General features: G+C 40.0%; 19 protein-coding genes. 17 read left to right on the top strand and 2 right to left on the bottom strand.

What is annotated here, in order from left to right:
- Positions 1 to 6: 6 nt before the first annotated feature.
- Positions 7 to 723 carry a polyphenol oxidase family protein gene (locus H6779_01750; protein USN88152.1) on the bottom strand — a complete coding sequence of 239 codons (717 nt, stop codon included), beginning with the start codon at positions 721 to 723 and terminating at the stop codon, positions 7 to 9.
- 57 nt (positions 724 to 780) lie between these two features.
- Between H6779_01750 and H6779_01745 the strand changes: the two genes are divergently transcribed.
- The 4 genes from H6779_01745 (at position 781) to H6779_01730 (ending at position 3,332) form a co-directional block, all read left to right on the top strand.
- Positions 781 to 2,091, top strand: a complete 1,311-nt coding sequence (locus H6779_01745; GenBank protein ID USN88151.1) for a UDP-N-acetylmuramate--L-alanine ligase — start codon at positions 781 to 783, stop codon at positions 2,089 to 2,091.
- Positions 2,092 to 2,182: 91 nt separating this feature from the next.
- Positions 2,183 to 2,419, top strand: coding sequence for a type II toxin-antitoxin system HicA family toxin (locus H6779_01740; GenBank protein ID USN88150.1), 237 nt, complete (start codon positions 2,183 to 2,185; stop codon positions 2,417 to 2,419).
- Positions 2,420 to 2,424: 5 nt separating this feature from the next.
- Positions 2,425 to 2,739 carry a hypothetical protein gene (locus tag H6779_01735; protein ID USN88149.1) on the top strand — a complete coding sequence of 105 codons (315 nt, stop codon included), beginning with the start codon at positions 2,425 to 2,427 and terminating at the stop codon, positions 2,737 to 2,739.
- A gap of 8 nt (positions 2,740 to 2,747) precedes the next feature.
- A complete protein-coding gene (locus H6779_01730) occupies positions 2,748 to 3,332 on the top strand; it encodes a hypothetical protein (protein ID USN88148.1) in 585 nt (194 codons plus the stop codon).
- A gap of 81 nt (positions 3,333 to 3,413) precedes the next feature.
- Here H6779_01730 and H6779_01725 read toward each other — a convergent pair whose 3' ends face one another.
- On the bottom strand, positions 3,414 to 3,989 hold the full coding sequence (locus H6779_01725) for a TMEM165/GDT1 family protein (protein ID USN88147.1): 576 nt from the start codon (positions 3,987 to 3,989) through the stop codon (positions 3,414 to 3,416).
- Positions 3,990 to 4,129: 140 nt separating this feature from the next.
- On the opposite strand from H6779_01725, the gene H6779_01720 reads away from it, so the two are divergent.
- The 13 genes from H6779_01720 to H6779_01660 all read left to right on the top strand — a co-directional run bounded on the left by H6779_01720 (position 4,130) and on the right by H6779_01660 (position 19,006).
- Positions 4,130 to 4,675 carry a hypothetical protein gene (locus tag H6779_01720; GenBank protein ID USN88146.1) on the top strand — a complete coding sequence of 182 codons (546 nt, stop codon included), beginning with the start codon at positions 4,130 to 4,132 and terminating at the stop codon, positions 4,673 to 4,675.
- A 203-nt stretch (positions 4,676 to 4,878) separates the two neighbouring features.
- Positions 4,879 to 5,298 carry a hypothetical protein gene (locus H6779_01715; protein ID USN88145.1) on the top strand — a complete coding sequence of 140 codons (420 nt, stop codon included), beginning with the start codon at positions 4,879 to 4,881 and terminating at the stop codon, positions 5,296 to 5,298.
- A 73-nt stretch (positions 5,299 to 5,371) separates the two neighbouring features.
- Positions 5,372 to 6,082, top strand: coding sequence for a 16S rRNA (cytidine(1402)-2'-O)-methyltransferase (rsmI, locus tag H6779_01710; protein ID USN88144.1), 711 nt, complete (start codon positions 5,372 to 5,374; stop codon positions 6,080 to 6,082).
- Positions 6,083 to 6,323: 241 nt separating this feature from the next.
- A complete protein-coding gene (locus tag H6779_01705) occupies positions 6,324 to 6,566 on the top strand; it encodes a hypothetical protein (GenBank protein USN88143.1) in 243 nt (80 codons plus the stop codon).
- 5 nt (positions 6,567 to 6,571) lie between these two features.
- Positions 6,572 to 7,960: a hypothetical protein gene (locus tag H6779_01700; GenBank protein USN88142.1), complete on the top strand. Its 1,389-nt coding sequence runs from the start codon at positions 6,572 to 6,574 to the stop codon at positions 7,958 to 7,960.
- 27 nt (positions 7,961 to 7,987) lie between these two features.
- On the top strand, positions 7,988 to 9,466 hold the full coding sequence (locus tag H6779_01695; protein ID USN88141.1) for a L,D-transpeptidase family protein: 1,479 nt from the start codon (positions 7,988 to 7,990) through the stop codon (positions 9,464 to 9,466).
- 18 nt (positions 9,467 to 9,484) lie between these two features.
- Positions 9,485 to 11,707 (top strand): type IV secretion system DNA-binding domain-containing protein, encoded by a 2,223-nt coding sequence (locus H6779_01690; GenBank protein USN88140.1) that lies wholly within the window; start codon positions 9,485 to 9,487, stop codon positions 11,705 to 11,707.
- 7 nt (positions 11,708 to 11,714) lie between these two features.
- A complete protein-coding gene (locus H6779_01685; GenBank protein ID USN88139.1) occupies positions 11,715 to 13,196 on the top strand; it encodes a lamin tail domain-containing protein in 1,482 nt (493 codons plus the stop codon).
- A gap of 47 nt (positions 13,197 to 13,243) precedes the next feature.
- Complete coding sequence (locus H6779_01680; protein ID USN88138.1) at positions 13,244 to 14,245, top strand: YvcK family protein; 1,002 nt, start codon at positions 13,244 to 13,246, stop codon at positions 14,243 to 14,245.
- Positions 14,246 to 14,309: 64 nt separating this feature from the next.
- Positions 14,310 to 15,641: a glycosyltransferase gene (locus H6779_01675; GenBank protein USN88137.1), complete on the top strand. Its 1,332-nt coding sequence runs from the start codon at positions 14,310 to 14,312 to the stop codon at positions 15,639 to 15,641.
- Positions 15,642 to 15,655: 14 nt separating this feature from the next.
- Positions 15,656 to 16,510, top strand: coding sequence for a hypothetical protein (locus H6779_01670; GenBank protein ID USN88136.1), 855 nt, complete (start codon positions 15,656 to 15,658; stop codon positions 16,508 to 16,510).
- A gap of 78 nt (positions 16,511 to 16,588) precedes the next feature.
- On the top strand, positions 16,589 to 17,245 hold the full coding sequence (locus H6779_01665; GenBank protein ID USN88297.1) for a hypothetical protein: 657 nt from the start codon (positions 16,589 to 16,591) through the stop codon (positions 17,243 to 17,245).
- A 6-nt stretch (positions 17,246 to 17,251) separates the two neighbouring features.
- Positions 17,252 to 19,006: a hypothetical protein gene (locus tag H6779_01660; GenBank protein ID USN88135.1), complete on the top strand. Its 1,755-nt coding sequence runs from the start codon at positions 17,252 to 17,254 to the stop codon at positions 19,004 to 19,006.
- Positions 19,007 to 19,009: the final 3 nt, after the last annotated feature.

The following is a 19,009-nucleotide window of genomic DNA, read 5'->3' as shown; positions in this document are numbered from 1 at the left end:
TTGAGTTTAGTGGAGAACAAAAATTACGGTATTTCTGGATAATCCATCCTTGTTTCTGTAGCTGTATAGGCTTTCATTTTCAAAGGTGCAGATTTCGTCATGTGTAATGTTTTCCTTTTTTACACCCAATCTCATCAACTGTTTTTTAATCACAAGCGGTAAATCAAGACCATGCTTCTCGGTCATTACTTCATCACCAAAAACATTGATAAACGGTTCAGCTAATCTTCGACCATTTTCATTATCGTGCAGAAAACAGTCACCACAAATCGAGCCGGTTATATAAGCTATCAACTGTGTTTTTGGTGAATTTTCTGTTAAGATTTGGTGAGTAATTGTCACGATATTGGAAAATCTACCGTTAGCAATATTCCTAGGTGTTAAGGCGGGTCGACCAGCATGATTAATTATTCCTTTGCGATTTAACTTGTCGTAAAGAATCAGAGTAGGACAATCAGCTGTTTTTATAACGGCAGCGCTGCCCGGTTCTGTTAAAAGCACACCCTCGGCCCTTACATCATGTTTTCTACCGCTATTAAAAACAGGCCTTACTGCTATCTGTACATCTGGATTTTTTGAACAATCTACTAAACAGACATGGTTGCTACTTGCTCCTAGATTTGTGGCTAATACTTTTGGGTCAAGGTCAACCTTCTTTCCATAGAGAGCGGTCGTAAAATGTCTACACATCTTAAAGCGAGATATATCTTCTGGTGTTTTCATACAAAATCTCCTTATACTATAGTAAATCCATACACGATGTTATATCATGGCTGCTATATGTCAAATATAAAACTAGACGAAGTAACCAGGGTTCATTTTATTGGCGTGGGTGGTATTGGGATGTCGGCCTTGGCGCGGTTTTTCTTGCATGAAGGAAAGGTAGTTAGCGGCTCAGACCGAGCGTCTTCTGCTATCACTGAAGCCTTAAGCAGTGAAGGGGTGGAATTTACCCCTAAGCAATCACCAGATAACATTACTGATGATATTGATCTTGTGGTCTATACCGAAGGAGTGAACGAAAAAACTGAAGGTTATGGCGAGCTTATGGCGGCGCGTGAAAAGGAAATTGAAACCATTAACTACTTCACAGCGCTTGGACTGGTGGTTAATCCATACTACTTGATTGCGGTGGCTGGTACGCATGGTAAGACGACCACTACCGCGATGTTGGCTGATGTCTTGGAGGAAGCTAGTTTTGATCCAAGTGTGGTGGTTGGATCACTTCGCACAAAGACTAGGAGTAATTACCGGGCGGGGAAGAGTAAGTATTTTGTGGTGGAGGCGTGTGAATACAAGCGAGACTTCTTGCGCCTAGAACCGGATATTTTGGTAATTACAAATATCGAGCTTGATCATGTTGACTACTACCAAGACTTGGCGGATGTGCAAAATGCTTTTCGTACTTTAGCTAAAAAAGTACCGGCTGACGGATTTATCATTGCTGATGTTAGTAACCCAAACGTAAAGCCGGTGTTGGAAGGGGTGGAGGCTACAGTGATAGATTATCGAACTTTTGTAGACTTGGGTATTTCTCTACACCAACCCGGCCTTCATAATAGACTCAATGCTGCCGCTGCAAGTGCCACTGCGAGTACGCTCGAAATAGAGAAAGCAGTGAGTGATAAAGCACTCGAGAATTTTGCTGGTACTTGGCGACGGTTTGAATATAAAGGAGAAGTAAATGGAATCAAAGTCTATGACGATTATGCTCACCATCCGACCGAAATTGCGGCAGCAATAGGTGGATCCAAAGAATTATATCCAGATAAATCTTTGATGGTGGTTTTCCAATCGCATACCTATACTCGCACTAGCGAGTTATTCGATGATTTTGTGACGGCGCTAGCTAAAGCTGATAGGGTAATTTTGTTACCAATCTATGCAGCACGAGAAGAAAATGTCTCTGGTGTAAGTAGTGGGAAATTAGCTGAAGCGATCATGGAGATAGGTGGACAGGCTAAAGTGGTGGTGAACCCAGAAGAGGGGGTAGAACTAGCTAAAAAAATAACTCCAGAAAATGGAGTGATAATAACCATGGGTGCGGGAGATATGACGAGTAAGGTGGCGGAGGGGTTGGTTAATAAATAGGAATTATTCTAAGTAATATAAAGAGTTCACAGATCATCTAATTGACATGTAGCTACATTAATATATAATGTAGCTACATAATGTAAAAGTAATGTCTAAAAAGGACAAGTTGGTTGAAAAATTTTTGAATACTCCAAGATCTATCAAATATAGTCAGTTATTGGTCATTCTTGAATATTTGGAGTTTGAAAAGATACAAGCAAAAGGTAGTCATATTAAGTTCAAACACTACAAATTAACCAAAGATTTAATAATACCGGTACACAATAACGAATGTAAAGATTTTTATAAGGAGCAAGCGAAATCATTTATTAGAGAAATAATGTAAAAAATATGAAAGAAATATCTTCTACCATAACAGTGCAAAATAAAAAATACAGTTACATCATAAAAAAGAAGAATGACGTTACAGTGAGGGTAATTTGTGAAGCGGCTAAGATCAATCAGGATTTTTTGTCAGAGGATGTACCAAATCTTCTGCTTGATTTACCAAATCTTATTTTGGCTGAAAAAGAGCATAAGGCCAAACAGAGTGAGACACTGCGTTTTCGGGTATCAGCTCATGATAAAAATAAAATTGAGCAAAAGGCTGTAAAAGCAGGCTTTGATTCCGTATCTGATTATCTTCGATATTTAGCTTTAACTTAACCATATTTATGACAAAGAATTATTCAATGGTCAGTTACCTAAGTGGGGAGGATTTTAAAAAGGTAAGAAGTATACAAAAGGAATTATCGAAACTAACCGGTTCACAAAAGTGCTTGGTGGATTGGCTACCACACCTCACTGTTGGTACAGGAATAACACTAGACGATGAGCAGTTAGTTCGAGCTGATAATTTGTTTAATGAGGCTACTAAAAAAGTGGATGGATTCAAGGTGAGGGCTGAAGGATTTGGTGGTTGGGATAATGGTAAAGGAGCAATTGAAGGTAAAATAACACCCTACGTTATTTATTTAAAAGTAGAGATAAATGATAATTTACGGAAAATGTTTAACATACTTAAACAGCAGGTGACTGATGGATTTGAAGTTTGGCTACCGAGAATTGAAGACTATAAGCCGCATATTACGCTGGCCTTTGCTGATTTAGATGAAGTTGGGTACCAGAAAGGATTGGAGTATGTGAATTCGCTAAAGGATTTTTCTTTGGATATAAACATCTCACATTTTTCACTCACGGAATGTTATGGGATGGGGAATATGGAGAGTGTGGAGTATAAGCGATATTACCTAAGTTAAAAGTATTCCCAAAGGGGAAATAAAAATAGCGGGAAAATTTTCCGAAGAAATTTTTCCCGCTACTAGCTCTTGATACTTTTATTAATATAGCATGTGTATGCCAAACAATATCATAAACACAGCTCCAAGCTTTTGAACTTTACAAATCCAATGCTTTGGTAATTTAGTAACTCCAAATATCGTGAGAGCAGTTACTAAAACCAAAGCTGAAGAAGCGGTTATAAACACAAGCCAAAGATGAGATTGGTTTTCAAGAGCTGAACCTAAGGTGACCATTTGAGTCTTGTCCCCCATTTCAGCGATAAAGATTATCCAAAAATTTGTAAAGAATATTACCCAGGTTCTTTTTTCCGAGAAGTCTTCTTTTAATCCATCTTCATTTTTACCAGCTTTAAGATAGAGATAGATACCATATATAATAAGTACAATTCCTCCAACAACAACTACGTAAGGCATGTACTCTTTGGGTATTAGTCCGGCAAAGAAAGTGGTTAAACCAGCTACTGCAATGAGGGCTATAGAGGAACTCAAAAAAATGATTTTAGTATGACCTGGTTTTGCTAAGGCACCAGTTCCGGTGGCGATTTGAGTCTTATCACCCAATTCACCAACAAAAACTACAGCAAAGGTTGATACGAATATTGATACCAGTTCCATTGGAACTCCTTATTTCAAGTAAAAGAAAAGACCTTGTTTGTTAAAAACAATAGCACGAATCACAAATAAATCAATATTGACATAAAGTAAATATATTGCTTTTATACTGGGTGAAATTAACTTCACCAAAGGAGGGTGAAATGAGTACCTTTAAAAGTATATATATTTTTCTTTTTACAGTATTGATTCTTATTTTTTCCACATCAGTTTGGGCTACAAGTCCTGGTTTTTTTGCCTCTGAAGGAGAAGTTTTCTTGTGGATTGTTACTATCACTGTTTTAAGCATTTTTTCTTCTGGATTACATAAGACAAAGAGTTTTTTATTTAGACCAATGAGTATAGTTGTGGCGACGGGTGTTTTTTCAGGTGTTGTCAGTAGCATAATAACTCACGGTTTAAGTGAAGAGACGGCTGTTATATTTGCTATTGTTTTATCAACGGTGATGATTGGCACGCTTTTATACAATACTCTGAATAACCTAAGTATCTTTTTAGCAATAGGAGGTATTCTTTTTTGTGGGCTTGTAACACCTGTTATAACTGTTGCTGCCATATCTGAAAATGGTTTTATAGGGAAATATACTTTGTGTCTATACATGTCCGCAATAGTGTTAATATTTGTTGAATTGATTATGGCTACTTTTGCACAGTTTGTGTATTGGGGTGATAAAAGTAGTAACACATAAAAGTAGAATAATTCTATATAGTATCATCAAGAAGACGAAATCCGTGATAGCGGATTTCGTCTTAATTTTTATATTTATAAGAGGGTTAAGGGAATTGTATTTTTTGTTTAAAAAATGCTACTATTAGTTTTTAGAAGCTACTTTCCGCAACAGAATTTGTTGACGGATTTTTTGAAAATCAAATAAATGGGGGAGAATATAAAATGGGTACTGTATTATTACTAACAAAGTCCTCATGTAAAGAACCAGACTCTTTTGAGTCAGAGAGAACCGCTATCTCAAAAAAAGCACGTGGAAAAAAACTTACGTTTAAACTGAACAGAGAATTTTTGGTTTCGCATGCTGGACTAACTCTTTACCAAGACCTGACGAAGCGTATTGTTGTTTCAGTGGAGATATGTATTGCTGGAAGAAAGCGTTGTGTAGGTTCAGGTGTATGTGTTTCACTTGAATCTGGTGTATTAAACATAACTTTTAATGACCATCCTTCTTGTGGTTTAGACCCAGTTGATTTAGGAGAAATTAACTGCTTAGCGCATTTTAATGGAACTAGTGTTTGGTTGGGGTCGTGTAATGGTCATATTTCCGTCTATTTCAAACCCAAGCCTTCTATTAATATTTGACTTAGGAAGAATTTTCCCGGACGTTCGTACGTCCGGTTTCTTTTTTTATATTTTCTGCTACCATGCATGAGTCATGGGAACACTATATATAGTAGCGACACCGATTGGAAATCTGGAGGATATCACCTTGCGGGCTATTCGTATTTTGGGCGAGGTTGATTATGTTTTGTGTGAAGACACGCGAGTGACCGGCAAACTTTTGTCGCACTACGATATCAAGACACCGATGAAGCGTTATGATGCGCATACGAGCGAAAAGGTACACGAGTCTGTGCTTGGTGACTTGGAGGAAGGGAAGAATATCGCTCTTGTGAGTGATGCGGGTACGCCGGGAGTGAGTGACCCGGGGGTTATGTTGGTGGGGCGCGCCCGGCTAGCGCGAGCAGCGCGAATAGACGCTATCCCTGGACCGTCAGCAGTAACGGCCGCTTTCTCTATATCTGGCATTACTGGTAATCAGTTTACTTTTCTTGGCTTTGTGCCGCAGAAGAAAGGTCGCGAGACTTTTTTCAAATGTCTCGCGACCTTTCCGCAACCAGCGATATTTTTTGAATCAACTCACCGTATTTTAAAAACTTTGGAATCACTAGCTGGGTTTTATCCAGAAGCTAGAGTTAGTCTTGGACGTGAACTAACCAAGTTACATGAAGAAATGTTGGTTGGTACACCGGCTGAAGTTTTGGAGATTTTAAATACCAATTCTGTCAAACAAAAAGGGGAGTTTGTGGTGATTTTACAAACAGGGGGCCAGAATTTGCCCAAGGGCAGAGCTCTGCATACGTAAAACATGTGTAAATCAAGGAGTGATGACAACTATGATTTTCATACGCAGGGCGCAGTCGCTAACACTCCTTGTTTTCCAGTAACAAATTCTGACATAAGTTCAGAATAGTCGCTCACCACAAGAGTATTTCCGTTTATATAGTCGCATAGCTCCTTATAAACTAGGTCGCGCTCGTTTCTTCACTTAAGTTTGTGGTGGTTTTTTGAATATAACGATTAGTGCGGTATAATACACATCAATTATGTCTAAAGAGACGCTGGTTTTTATTTTTGGATTTTTTTTAGTGCTTTTACCGTTTTTAGGTATTCCTGAACCTTGGAAGCAGTATATGATTGCTGCTATCGGGGTAGTTTTAGTAATGGTGGGTTACTTACTCAGACGGGCTTTGTATTTGTCGCGAATTGATCGAGGGAACGGGGAAAGAGGTACTGATTCTTTTGTGGAAACGACCAAACAGTTATTTGAAGAGCGTGAGGTACAATAAATCTTATGACCAAATATTTGGGATTGATACTAATTATAGCCGTGGCGGCATTGGCTTTTTTTAGCTATGCTTATATTCCAAAATCTGAATTAACGTATGAGCGTGTGCCAAGTATTGTATCTGGCAACGTCTCTTCTTCGACTGTGCAGGATAAGGAAGCTGTCGTTACTGATACTAGGTTGGTGACTGAACATATTCCTTTACCACAGCAAGTTAAGGCCATTTATATGACTTCTTGTGTAGCGGGTACTCCTAGTTTTAGAGATCGGTTAGTTAAGCTAATAAATGAAACGGAGATCAATAGTGTGGTGATTGATATTAAAGATTACTCTGGAACCATATCGTTCTTACCAGAGAACGAAGCGTGGCTACCAGCTTGGCAAAATGCCCGTTGTGGCGCTCGTGATATGCGAGAGTTTGTGGCTGGTTTGCATAGTCAGGGGATTTATGTGATTGGCCGGATAACAGTCTTTCAAGATCCTTTTTATTCAGTGAAGTTTCCTCATTTGGCGGTAAAGAGGCTTGATGGCAATACAGTTTGGCGTGATGGAAAAGGTTTGTCGTTTATAGATGTGGCGGCCCGCGAGTACTGGGATCATATTGTTGAGTTATCAGTTGATTCATACAACCTTGGTTTTGATGAGCTGAATTTTGATTATGTGCGTTATCCGAGCGACGGTAATATGCGGGATATTTCGTTTCCACACACTGATGGTTCAAAGTGGCCGGGTGATAAACGGGCAAATCTAGAAGCTTTCTTTGTTTATCTAAACGAAGAGTTGGATAAGGAAGAAAAATTTTCTGCCTATCGTCACAAAAATACCGGACGAGCCTCGTCTACTCCTTGGACCTCGGTTGACTTGTTTGGGATGACTACCACTAATTTTGACGATCTGTCGATTGGGCAGGTGATTGAACGCGCGGCTCCGTACTTTGACTTTGTGGCACCGATGGTGTATCCGTCGCATTACCCAAAAAGCTTTTTAGGTTTGGGTGATCCAAATCTATATCCATATAAAGTGGTGAATTATGCGATGTCATCGGGGGTTGCAAGAATGAAAGCGTCTACTACACCGATGGATGGCTTCTTGCATGAACGCATTGGCACCAGTACACCGGCGGTTTACAAAAAGCCTGTTTATACAGCAGACAAACTCCGAACCTGGGTTCAGGATTTTGATTACGGTGGTAACTACGACATAAAAGAGGTGCGAGATGAAATACAAGCCAGTTATGATGCCGGAGTGATGAGTTTTATGATCTGGGCCCCGTCTAATATTTATACCAAAGGAGCTTTGAAAGGGCCTGATACTTATGAGGTGATGATAGGTACTAGTACCAGTACCAGGTCAACAACAAACCTTTCCGAGCCTGTGGTTAAGGCGTCAGATTAGCTCTAATTTTGCTGTATTATACTAGTCATGACTGATGAATCTGAGAACCGACGGTTCTACATGGCTAATTACCAAGAAGACACACCAAACACAGCTCGCGGAACTTTAATTCCGAGTTTAAAAAGTTCCAGAAAAAAAATCCGAAAAAAGTACCTAAGCGACTTAAGTTTTTTGTCAGTCTTGGCCCTTGTGCTGGTTGGTGGAATTGGGGTGGTTGGAGTGCAAGCTTTAGCTTCAATGAATGTCGCTTCGGTAACTCAAGTTTCCATTGTGAATCCGTACACCTCGGAGGTTGAACCGCTTAATTATGGTGTTCAACTGTCTCTTTCAGAACCGTCGTTTTTTGCTGAGACCCAAGATTCTTTTATTGACGCGGCCTTGACTTTCTTGTCTGTTGATTTGACGACGATGCAGATACGGTATTTTGAAAATGGTGTTTTGGTTGAAAATGTACCAATTGTGGCAAAATCTGAGGAGGGATCATGGTGTCAGACACCGGCTGGTTTATATAAAGTAGAGGAGAAAAAAACTAATCACTTCTCAACCATTGGGCAAGTTAATCAACCGTGGAGTATTGGTTTTGAAAGCAATCTTTATATCCATGGTTGGTCAACTTATGCTGATAAGAGTTCGGTAGCCGAAGATTTTGGCGGCGACTGTATCCGACTAAATAATGATGATGCTAAAAGGATTTATGATCATGTCAAAATAAATACCCCTATTTTAGTTCATGAAAATAATTTAGAGGAACATCCTTTTTTATATGAAGCAAAAATTCCCGATCTCAAGACGCCACGCTATTTAATAGCTGACATCGATAGTAGTACGGTATTGGCCGCCGATGGTCTTGATGACGTTGTGCCGATTGCTTCTGTTACTAAGTTGATGACGGCTTTAATTGCGGCCGAGTATATAAATTTGGATAAAAATATTTGGGTCAATCAACCTACCTTTGTTCAATCACTAATTCCAAGGCTAGGCGATCGAAACCGGGTTTCCATGTATAGTCTGATGCAGCTTTTGTTGGTGGAGTCTTCAAATGAAGCGGCTGAAGTAATAGCTGGAGAGCTGGGAAGAGATAAGTTTATGGAGCTAATGAATCAGAAGGCCAAGGAGATTGGCATGACAAATAGCTATTTTATTGACCCGTCCGGGCTGGGGGCTGAAAACGTATCGACCCTCAGTGATCTGCTTAGACTATCCCAGTATATATATTCTAATCGAAAATTTATTTTTGAATTGACTGCGAATCAAGACTTGCCAACTTCATATGTTAGCGGAGAGTTTGGTGAGTTACTTAATTTTAATCAAATTGACGGACTGGGTAATTTTATTGGCGGCAAGGTGGGAGAAACAAATGCCGCTGGTCAGACCTCAGTGTCTCTACATAGTCTTAAGGTGAAAGGAGTGACCAGAACGATAGCTGTCATTATTCTAGGTTCTGAAAGTAGGAATGAGGATGTTTTAAAACTTTTGCATTATGCTGAAGAACGTTTTGGGAGTTAGTTTGTTATACTAACTAATATGAGTTTTGATCCGGAAAAAATCACTTTTTTTGCCAAAACTGATGCTCGTGGGCAACAGATACCTTTTGGTATAAAAGCCAAAGATCGTCAGCGTCACATGTACGTAGTGGGAAAGACCGGTATGGGGAAGTCTACCTTGCTCGAGAACATGGCGGCGCAAGATATAAAAAACGGTGAGGGAATGGCTTTTATTGATCCGCATGGGTCAGCAGCTCAAACTCTACTTGAGTATGTACCGGAACATCGGGTGAATGATGTGATTTACTTTGCGCCCTTTGATATGGATAATCCAATCTCTTTTAACGTGATGGAAGATGTGGGGGCCGACAAGAGACATTTGGTGGTGTCGGGTCTCATGTCTACTTTTAAGAAGATTTGGGTGGATGCGTGGAGCGCTAGAATGGAATACATCTTGACCAATGCTCTCTTAGCTCTGATTGAGTATCCAGACACGACCCTGCTTTCGGTCAATCGTCTCTTTTCCGATAAGGCTTATCGAAAGCAGGTGGTGGAGTATATAAAAGATCCAGCAGTTAAAGCTTTTTGGACAGAGGAGTTTGCCAACTACACCGACCGCTTCATGGCTGAAGCTTTACCAGCTATTCAAAACAAGATCGGTCAGTTTACCGGTAATCCTTTGATCCGTAACATCATCGGTCAACCACATTCAAGTTTTGATATCAGACAGATCATGGATGAGAAAAAAATCTTAATCATGAATCTTTCTAAAGGTTTGGTTGGCGAGACCAATGCCAACTTGCTCGGTTCGATGCTCACTACTCGTATTTATTTGGCGGCCATGAGCCGGGCTGACTTACCGGTAGAAAAAATGCGAACCATGCCCAACTTCTATTTCTACGTGGATGAGTTTCAGTCTTTTGCAAACTCAACCTTCGCTAATATTTTATCTGAGGCCCGTAAATACCATTTAAATTTAATTATCGCTCATCAATACATTGAGCAAATGGAAGAGGATGTGCGTAATGCAGTCTTTGGAAACGTCGGTACGACGATAGCTTTTCGAGTTGGGCCATTTGACGCAGAAGTTTTGGAAACGGTGTTTACGCCAAGATTTGTCGCGGCGGACTTAGTGAACCTTGGCTTTGCACAAATTTACTTAACCTTGATGATTGACGGTATCGGATCACAACCGTTCTCTGCGATCACTTTACCACCAATTGAGCAACCGTCAGTGTCGTGTCGAGATATGGTTATTGCGGCTAGTCGCAGAAACTACACTCGTAAGCGGGCAGAGGTTGAAAAGATTGTGGCTGACTTACATACTCCGGTTAAGACGGAGACGCCGATGAAAAAGACCAACAACCATAATGGTACTAATAATTATTCTAGTAACAGCGACAAAAAGTTTGAACGAAAACCAAAGCGCGATGATGGAAATGGTGGTAGAGGGGAGAATTACAACGTAAGTGATTTTGAACGAAGGAAAGATGATCGGAGAGAGGGTGGTGTTTTTGATAGAAGAGAATCGCAGCCACGTCTGAGAGAAGGAGAGAAAAGAACCTTTGAGAATAGAATTGAAAGGAAAACCGATGATGATTATCAGCCAAAACCACGAGAATTAAAAACAACTAAATCGCTGTCTGATTTGCGTAGTATTCTGGGTAAGATAAGTGAAACTGATAAGAGTGGAGTAGTCGACAATAAGGTTAACAATGATAGGGCTTGGACTAAAGACGAAAATGGTGAAGCAACTAAAACCATTCGGGTTCAGGTGGAAAAAGAATCAGTGAAACGTCAGGATTTACGCGGGGCCTTGGATCTATTATTAAAAAAAGATGAAAAAAAAGAGATAGACAATTTTCCTAAAGAAAAAACAGATCTAGTTGATCGAAAGAAATCTAATCAGTTAAGAGAAGGAAAAGGAAAACGCGACAGGAATCGAGTATATGCTGAACCTGATCAGACAGATAAATATAAGAATGATTTTCATCGCTTGATGCAAGAAGCTGAATCAGCCTTCAGCGAGTTAGAGAAAAAACATGCTGTCAGTAATTCTATTTATGGCGGTGAGCAGGATAATTTTGCTGAAAGAAGTTTGGAAGTGGTTAGATCAGATCAGGCTCCGATTGACGGAAAAATCTTTAAACCCAAAATGGTTGAGGACAAAGAAAGAGAGCGCGAAAATGATCCTCTGTCACCAGATAAGATCCAAAAAAAACTTAAACAATCACCAAAAGAAAACACACCCTTCGCTTCCTAATTTTTGTATGATTAATTACTTGTTTGTATTTGTTATGTTGGTCGGTTTTGGTTTTGTGCCCATAGTGGCTAATGCGGCGGTTATTATCAATGAAATAGCTTGGATGGGTGATACAGAGTCAGCTAACCATGAGTGGATTGAGTTACGTAATACAGAAGCGGTTCCGGTGAATGTGGATGGTTGGATTTTGTCTGACGGGCTTAATTTGGAAATTACTTTATCTGGTACTATACCCGCTTCGTCATATGCAGTTTTGGAGCGTTCAAGTGATGAGGCGGCCACTGGAGCGGCTTTTCTTATTTATACCGGTGCCTTGGTTAATACTGGAGTGACACTAACTTTACGTGACTCTGGTGGATTGATTGTAGATCAGGTGGCAGGGGGAGAAAGCTGGCAAGAAATTGGTGGTGATAATACTACCAAGGATACTGCACAATATACCAGTGCTGGCTGGGTGACAGATAGTCCGACTCCAGGTGCTCAAAATCGTAGTGGTCGGGTGGAACCGAAATTGCCGACTACAGAATCGGTTGTGTCAAAGACCTCAATAAACAAACCTAAAACAGTCTCGTCCAGTAAGGGAAATCAAAAACCTGGCCTGTTGGTTCAGTCAACAGCAGAATTGAATGTTTATGCAGATGTGCCGGACATTGCTTATGTTAATCAAACTATATCACTAACGGCAACTGGAGAAGGGATTGGTCAAACCATTTTAAATTCACTAGTCTACACTTGGAACTTCGGTGATTCTTACGATGCGATGGGTAGTCAAGTAGAACATTTTTACGCTTATCCGGGAACCTATGTGGTAACCGTAAATGCAAAGTATGCCACCCGTGATGTTACTGTACGCAAGGAGATAACCGTCCTGCCAATAACTTTTTCAATTACTAAAAACGAGGTTGGCGACATACAACTTCATAATGATTCCCCTTATGATGTTGATATTTCTGGTTTTAGTATAAAAGGCTTGGCCGAAGTGGTGTTGCCACCTCGAACGATAATCTTGCCCAGAGGAACAATTACAATCGCTAAAGATAGGTTAAAGGTATCAGACGAAAATCTGGTGGCGGTCTATGATACGAAACACAATATCGTAACCTCAACCTTTACTGATTTAGCTGTCGGAGCGGCAGCCAACTTGTTGGCTGCCGCTCCGACAGCTCACTTCGCGGTTGAGAAGAAAGGGTACGAGGTTGTGTCACGGCGCTCGGTAGAGTCAGTTAACACACTAGTCGAAGCTGATACTGATGCTAATTTTGAATATGTTGTAGCGAGTAATGATACAACGCCATCTGAGGTGACGGTTGAAGGGGTGGTTGAGGAAGTTAAAGATGATATTCCAGAGGTATCTAAAATGGAGGAGGTTGATAAGAAGAAAGATAAGTCTGACCCCAGCCCGAAACAGATTAATTGGCCATACCTAGCTTTCACAACTTTATTACTCTTTGTTATTACAGCTATGTATTTCAGCCGACAGCGATCTTAGTTTTTTGACCAGTCTTGTAAAATAGTGTTAGTATAGTCCGTAAAATTATGGATAAAAAACGTGTTGTAGTAGTGGGTGGGGGAACCGGTACACATACGGTACTGCGTGGTCTTAGGCCCTATTCTGACCAGTTGGATATTACTGCCGTAGTCAGTATGTCAGACTCGGGTGGTTCAACTGGCCGGCTGCGTGATGAGTTTGGCCGGCTACCGATTGGTGATATTAGGAATGCTCTAACGGCTCTAGCGGCTGATGGTGATGAGCATGATAAATTGCTTAGGCAATTATTTTCCTACCGGTTTGACCGAGGTCAGGGTTTAGCTGGTCACAATTTTGGTAATCTGCTGCTAACTGCTTTGACGGAGATACTGGGGGATGAGGTGAAGGCAATTGAGGCTACGTCTAGAATATTGAGAGTATCGGGTAGAGTGGTGCCGGTTACAACTGACAATAATGACCTGGTGGCTGAATACGAAGACGGAACTATAATTAAAGGTGAGGACGATATCGATAGACTTCGTACGGATAATGCGCCACATCGTATTGTTAGGCTGCTGCAATCGCCGGTTGTTAAGATTACCGAGTCTGCTAAAAAAACTTTGCTTGAAGCAGACTTGGTGGTTTTGGGTCCAGGGGATTTATATACTAGTGTGCTAGCCAACTGTATTGTTGGCGGTTTTGCTGAGGCTTTACAGCAGAGTCGGGCGACGGTGGTCTATGTTTGTAATCTGATGTCAAAACAGGGTCAAACAGTGGGAATGAATGCCAAAGAGCATATTGATGAGATAATAAAATATATCGGTCGCAATATAGATATAGCGATTGTAAATAACACATCTTTGTCTCAAGGGCTATTAAAAAAATATGCCAGTAAAGGCGATTATCCGATTTTGAATAATTGTAGTAATGATGTGGCATATAAGGTCTGTGCCGAATCATTGGTGGCTGACGAAGAGATAAAACAGGTGGCGGGCGATGCCTTAAAGCGGAGCTTGATTCGTCACGATCCAGATAAGTTAGCAGCAATTTTACTTCAGATTTTGAACTAGTTATTGGCAGTCCCCTTGATAAGGTAATTAATTATTATTTATTACCCTGTATACTAATAGGATAATGGCAAGAAAGAACCTTTCGCGTACTGATGCTTCAGAATTTGAACGTTATAGCCTGGATTATGTTCTGGAGCGGGAAAAACGTGCCCGAGATGATACTCGTTATGTTTCAGTAGAAGAGGCGATAAACGATGACTCTGTCTACGAGGTAAGGTCCGATCGTGATGAGACTCGGGTTCTGTTTATTTCACAGGATGAGTCGCTGCTCAATCCTACCCAGCAGTCGCTTGATGGATATACAAATATTTCTGATTTGTTTGATGAGGTGCATATTTTAATTTTGCGCCAGGGAATTAGAGCTAAAAACCCTACCTTGCGTGTAGCTGATAATGTCTGGCTCTACACAGCTAGTGATAAAGACTGGTGGCATACTCCTTGGTCGGGAATGGCTCTGACTGAAGATCAGTTGGTGTTTGCTGGAGGTTTTCGGCCTGATCTCATTGTGGCGCGTGATCCTTTCGAAAGTGCTTTTTTGGCTAATCGGTTAGGAAAAAAATACAATCGACCAGTCCAGATTCATGTTTTGGAAGATTATACGCAGGCTGACTTTTTAAAGAAGAGTAAACACAATAGGTGGCGAAGATATTTACCTCACTTTACTATATCTAAAGTTAAGAGTGTGCGAACTAGCACTAAAGCTATTGCTGAGTTGATCCAAAATAAATTTTCAGTCGAAGACTTAGCGGTTTTACCGCGTTTCAATAATTACGAGTCGCTTATAAAGATTCAGTCCACACTAGATTTACGGGCCAAGTTCAAACCATTGGTTTTTATTATGCTTTATATTGGTGAACTTGATTATGACAGTGCTGCCTACCGGGCTATTGATGCGGCTCGCTTTGGGTTAAAAAATCCACACATCGGTTTAGTTATTGTTGGTGACGGTCCAGCTAAAAAAGAATTGCAAGAGCGGGCAGAAACTTTTGGTATTAAGGAACAGGTTATTTTTGAAACTAATGTAAAGGATGTGGTACCTTATCTGAAATCTGCTACCGTTTTGATTATTCCAGATACCGACAGTGAGAGCGAAGAGGTAGCTTTGCAGGGGGCAGCGGCTGGCATACCAATGGTAGTGGCACGCACAGCCGCCAGAGAGGATATATTTATTGATGGTGAGTCAGCTCTGCTTTGTGCTCCAGATAATACTGATGAGTTTAGTCTTAAGCTAAATATACTAATGAATGATGTGCCTTTACGTGGTCGGATGGTAGAAACAGCACAAGCTATGATAGTTAAAAAATTCCATGATGACCCTAAGCGGTATTTGGCCACTTATCGTGAGAGTATTGAACAGGTATTTTTTGTTGGTGATAGTTCAGCTGAAGGTAAATGAATATGAATCTACGAATGAAAAGGCAAAAAGTTTCTTTTATTGGATTGGGCTCCTCCAGCTTCACGCCGCTTTTGTACTCATATTTACGCGAGCATCCGGAAGTTAATATCCCTGAGGCAGGTACAAATTTTTTTTCTGACATGGCTACCTATGTTCAGGGTATTGATTGGTACGAAAATAACTTTAGCGGCTGCGACACCGGTGGGAAGTGTGGTGAATTAGCTTGTCGTTATCTAGAACATTTGCCGGCTGCCAACCTAATTGCCGAAACCTATCCAAGTGCTAGGTTGTTTGCAGTTATTGGTAACCCGCTTTTGGGGGTTAGAATTGATTATCTGGAAGCTTTATCATCCGGAAAAATAACTGATGATATAACTTTAGCGGGTTTTATAAAATCGTATCCAGAAACACTAACTAAGTATTTATTTGGTAAACAACTTACACATTACTATTCATATTATTCTCCAACGGATTTGATGGTTATTGTGGGTTCTGATTTGGTGGATGATCCGCTTAAGGTATTGTCAGATTTTTTTGATTATTTGGAAATTGATCCAAAATTCGTGCCATTAGTTTTAAAATCATTAATCGCCGATGAAGAGGACTTGGGTCAACATAAGCCAGGTTTTATAAAACGGACACTAAAGTTGATTTGGCGAATTGTAACCAAGCCTTACTATATAGTGTTAGCAAAGCTTAAAAAACCAGATATCTTACCAGACCGGCTTTGGCGTAAAGCAAAACAGATACCGATATCATCGGACCTAGAAGAGTATTTGGTGAAATATTATTACAAAGATGTTAAAACTCTCTCAGCTCTCTTACACCGAGATTTGATTGAGGAGTGGGGGATGGAAAAGCTAAAGTAAGGCATGTTTTCTTTGCTTATTAATGGTAAGATAGCTAAACGTATTTAGGTTATCGTCATGAAGAAAGTAGAAAAAAAAATTATTCCTAAGGTTATCCACTATGTTTGGGTTGGGAACCAACCGCTTACACCAGTAGCTAAGCGTTGTATTGAAAGCTGGAAAAGATATTTGCCTGATTATGAGATTAAACTCTGGAATGAGACCAATATCCCAATGGATCATCACTATGTTAAAGCAATGTATGCTAAGAAAAAATGGGCGTTTGTGGCAGACTATGTTCGTTTTTGGGTACTAGAAAGGGAGGGGGGTATTTATTTAGATACCGATACGGAGGTTTTACAATCGTTTGACCCGTTGCTTAAACACGAGGCATTTTTTGGTCAAACTAAGGATGGTATGACTGCCGCTGGAGTAATTGGTGCTGTACCAAATCATCCTGTAATAAAGGACATTTTGAAAGTTTACGACAATGATAAAACATATTCTACAAAACGAACTTCACCAATAATTGTAACTGAGACATTAAATGGAGGGTATCCAACAGTGAGAGTATACGACTATCATTATTTTAATCCCTGTGATGATGGTGAAAAATGTACACAGCACAAACTAAGTTTGGCATACACAAGAAATCATTGGGCGGAGTCATGGGTATCGCTGGCTGGGTTAAGAAAGGTTTTGCGACGATTAGGAATAGCTAAGTTATTAAGGTATATTATTAAACGAAATAATTAATATTTTATGTATATATTGGGTATTCATATCGGTCATGATTCAACGGCTGTTTTGTTGAAAGACGGAGAAGTTATGGAGGCCATGTCGGAAGAGCGTCTGAGTCGAGCTAAAAAGCATAGAGGATTTCCATTTTTATCAATAGCTTACATAAAACAGAAATACGGTATAAATTCTATTGAAGAAGTGGTGGTGGTAGGGATGAAATATGGACATGAAATATTTGCGACAGCGGAGCAAAATCTAGAAAGTCGCAAGCATGGTTCGGTACCGGCTGATAATTTCTTAAGAGCTATTGGGTTTAGGTATCCGTTACTTAACAAAGTTGTTAATGTGCGCGACAAATGGGTAGAGAAAAGAGCGTATTCTGGAGTTGAGGAAAAATTGAAAGCACTTTTAACTGAACAATTTCCTTCGGCTAGGATAACGAGAATAGAGCATCATTTGGCTCATGCTTGGGCTACTACACCTTTTTTGCCGGACACTAAAAAACCGTATCTCATTTTGACTTTAGATGGCGCTGGTGATGATTTGTCTGGCAGTATAAATATATATAAAGATGGCAAAATTGAGCGGAAGCATTCAATCTTAATAAAAGACTCTATTGGACTTCTGTATGCAGCGGTTGTGGATCTTTTAGGGATGGCCAGAAATGAACACGAGTTTAAAGTGATGGGACTTGCTCCATATGCGAAAGCCAGTGCTGGTGAAAAGGTATACGAGAAGTTAAAAGAACTTGTGAGTTTTGATTCAGAACGAATGACGTTTGTGTCAAAAATTCCTTTAAATAGAGCTACTCCGTATTTAATAGCTAATAATTATTATCTACACCGTTTTGATTCTTTAGCTTACGGTATTCAGAAATTAGCCGAAGAATCTATAAAAGAAATGGTCAGAGCTTCGGTAGCCAAATACGGAATGGGTGATATAGCTGTTGGTGGAGGGGTCTTTATGAACGTAAAAGCTAATCAGTATGTGAGAGAAATGAACGAAGTTAAATCCTTTATAGTAACGCCTTCATGTGGTGATGAGTCATTGGCTATTGGTGCGGCTATTTATAGATATAGTGAGAGAAACAAAGGTGATCTTGGAGAGCTAAAAACAATAGAAAATCTTTATTTAGGGTCTGAGTACACAGACGAAGAAATAAAAAAAGCTATAGATGATTATGATTTAGATTCGTCTATTAAAGTTTCTTATTGTGATCCGAAAGACGACGAGAATATTGAGTATAAGGTGGCAGAACTTTTGGCTAAAAACAGTGTAGTCGGCCGCTTTAAAGGGCGAGCAGAGTGGGGAGCTAGAGCGCTTGGTAACCGATCAATTTTAGCCAATCCAACCTCCAGAGAAAACGTAAAGCTAATTAATGAAATGATTAAGGGTCGGGATTTCTGGATGCCTTTTGCGACAAGTATTTTATACGAGAGGAGACATGATTATTTGGAAGGTGTAGATGACTATGTAGCTCCGTATATGGCAATAACTTTTAATACTAAACCAAAAGCCCACAAAGACCTGATTGCTGCTCTCCATCCGTATGATCTAACTAGTCGGCCACAAATGGTACAAAAACAAACCAATCCTGAATACCATGCTTTGATAAGTAATTTTGAAAAATTAACCGGGGTAGGTGGAATACTAAATACCAGCTTCAATCTGCATGGCGAACCAAACGTAGAAAAGCCGATTGATGCTTTAAGGACTTTTGTTTTATCCGGTTTGCCGCATTTGGCTATAGGTAATTATCTATTATCAAAAGAATAAAAT

Source organism: Candidatus Nomurabacteria bacterium (assembly GCA_023898525.1).
Taxonomy (GTDB): domain Bacteria; phylum Patescibacteriota; class Minisyncoccia; order Phycocordibacterales; family UBA918; genus OLB19.
The sequence above is the reverse complement of the archived record's forward strand: the minus strand, read 5'-3'. Positions and strand labels throughout refer to the sequence as shown.

Bases quoted from the DNA above. Each gene is read 5' to 3' on its own strand.
- H6779_01750 (USN88152.1), bottom strand. From the start codon at position 723: ATGAAAACACCAGAAGATATATCTCGCTTTAAGATGTGTAGACATTTT.
- H6779_01745 (USN88151.1), top strand. From the start codon at position 781: ATGTCAAATATAAAACTAGACGAAGTAACCAGGGTTCATTTTATTGGC.
- H6779_01740 (USN88150.1), top strand. From the start codon at position 2,183: ATGTCTAAAAAGGACAAGTTGGTTGAAAAATTTTTGAATACTCCAAGA.
- H6779_01735 (USN88149.1), top strand. From the start codon at position 2,425: ATGAAAGAAATATCTTCTACCATAACAGTGCAAAATAAAAAATACAGT.
- H6779_01730 (USN88148.1), top strand. From the start codon at position 2,748: ATGACAAAGAATTATTCAATGGTCAGTTACCTAAGTGGGGAGGATTTT.
- H6779_01725 (USN88147.1), bottom strand. From the start codon at position 3,989: ATGGAACTGGTATCAATATTCGTATCAACCTTTGCTGTAGTTTTTGTT.
- H6779_01720 (USN88146.1), top strand. From the start codon at position 4,130: ATGAGTACCTTTAAAAGTATATATATTTTTCTTTTTACAGTATTGATT.
- H6779_01715 (USN88145.1), top strand. From the start codon at position 4,879: ATGGGTACTGTATTATTACTAACAAAGTCCTCATGTAAAGAACCAGAC.
- rsmI (USN88144.1), top strand. From the start codon at position 5,372: ATGGGAACACTATATATAGTAGCGACACCGATTGGAAATCTGGAGGAT.
- H6779_01705 (USN88143.1), top strand. From the start codon at position 6,324: ATGTCTAAAGAGACGCTGGTTTTTATTTTTGGATTTTTTTTAGTGCTT.
- H6779_01700 (USN88142.1), top strand. From the start codon at position 6,572: ATGACCAAATATTTGGGATTGATACTAATTATAGCCGTGGCGGCATTG.
- H6779_01695 (USN88141.1), top strand. From the start codon at position 7,988: ATGACTGATGAATCTGAGAACCGACGGTTCTACATGGCTAATTACCAA.
- H6779_01690 (USN88140.1), top strand. From the start codon at position 9,485: ATGAGTTTTGATCCGGAAAAAATCACTTTTTTTGCCAAAACTGATGCT.
- H6779_01685 (USN88139.1), top strand. From the start codon at position 11,715: ATGATTAATTACTTGTTTGTATTTGTTATGTTGGTCGGTTTTGGTTTT.
- H6779_01680 (USN88138.1), top strand. From the start codon at position 13,244: ATGGATAAAAAACGTGTTGTAGTAGTGGGTGGGGGAACCGGTACACAT.
- H6779_01675 (USN88137.1), top strand. From the start codon at position 14,310: ATGGCAAGAAAGAACCTTTCGCGTACTGATGCTTCAGAATTTGAACGT.
- H6779_01670 (USN88136.1), top strand. From the start codon at position 15,656: ATGAAAAGGCAAAAAGTTTCTTTTATTGGATTGGGCTCCTCCAGCTTC.
- H6779_01660 (USN88135.1), top strand. From the start codon at position 17,252: ATGTATATATTGGGTATTCATATCGGTCATGATTCAACGGCTGTTTTG.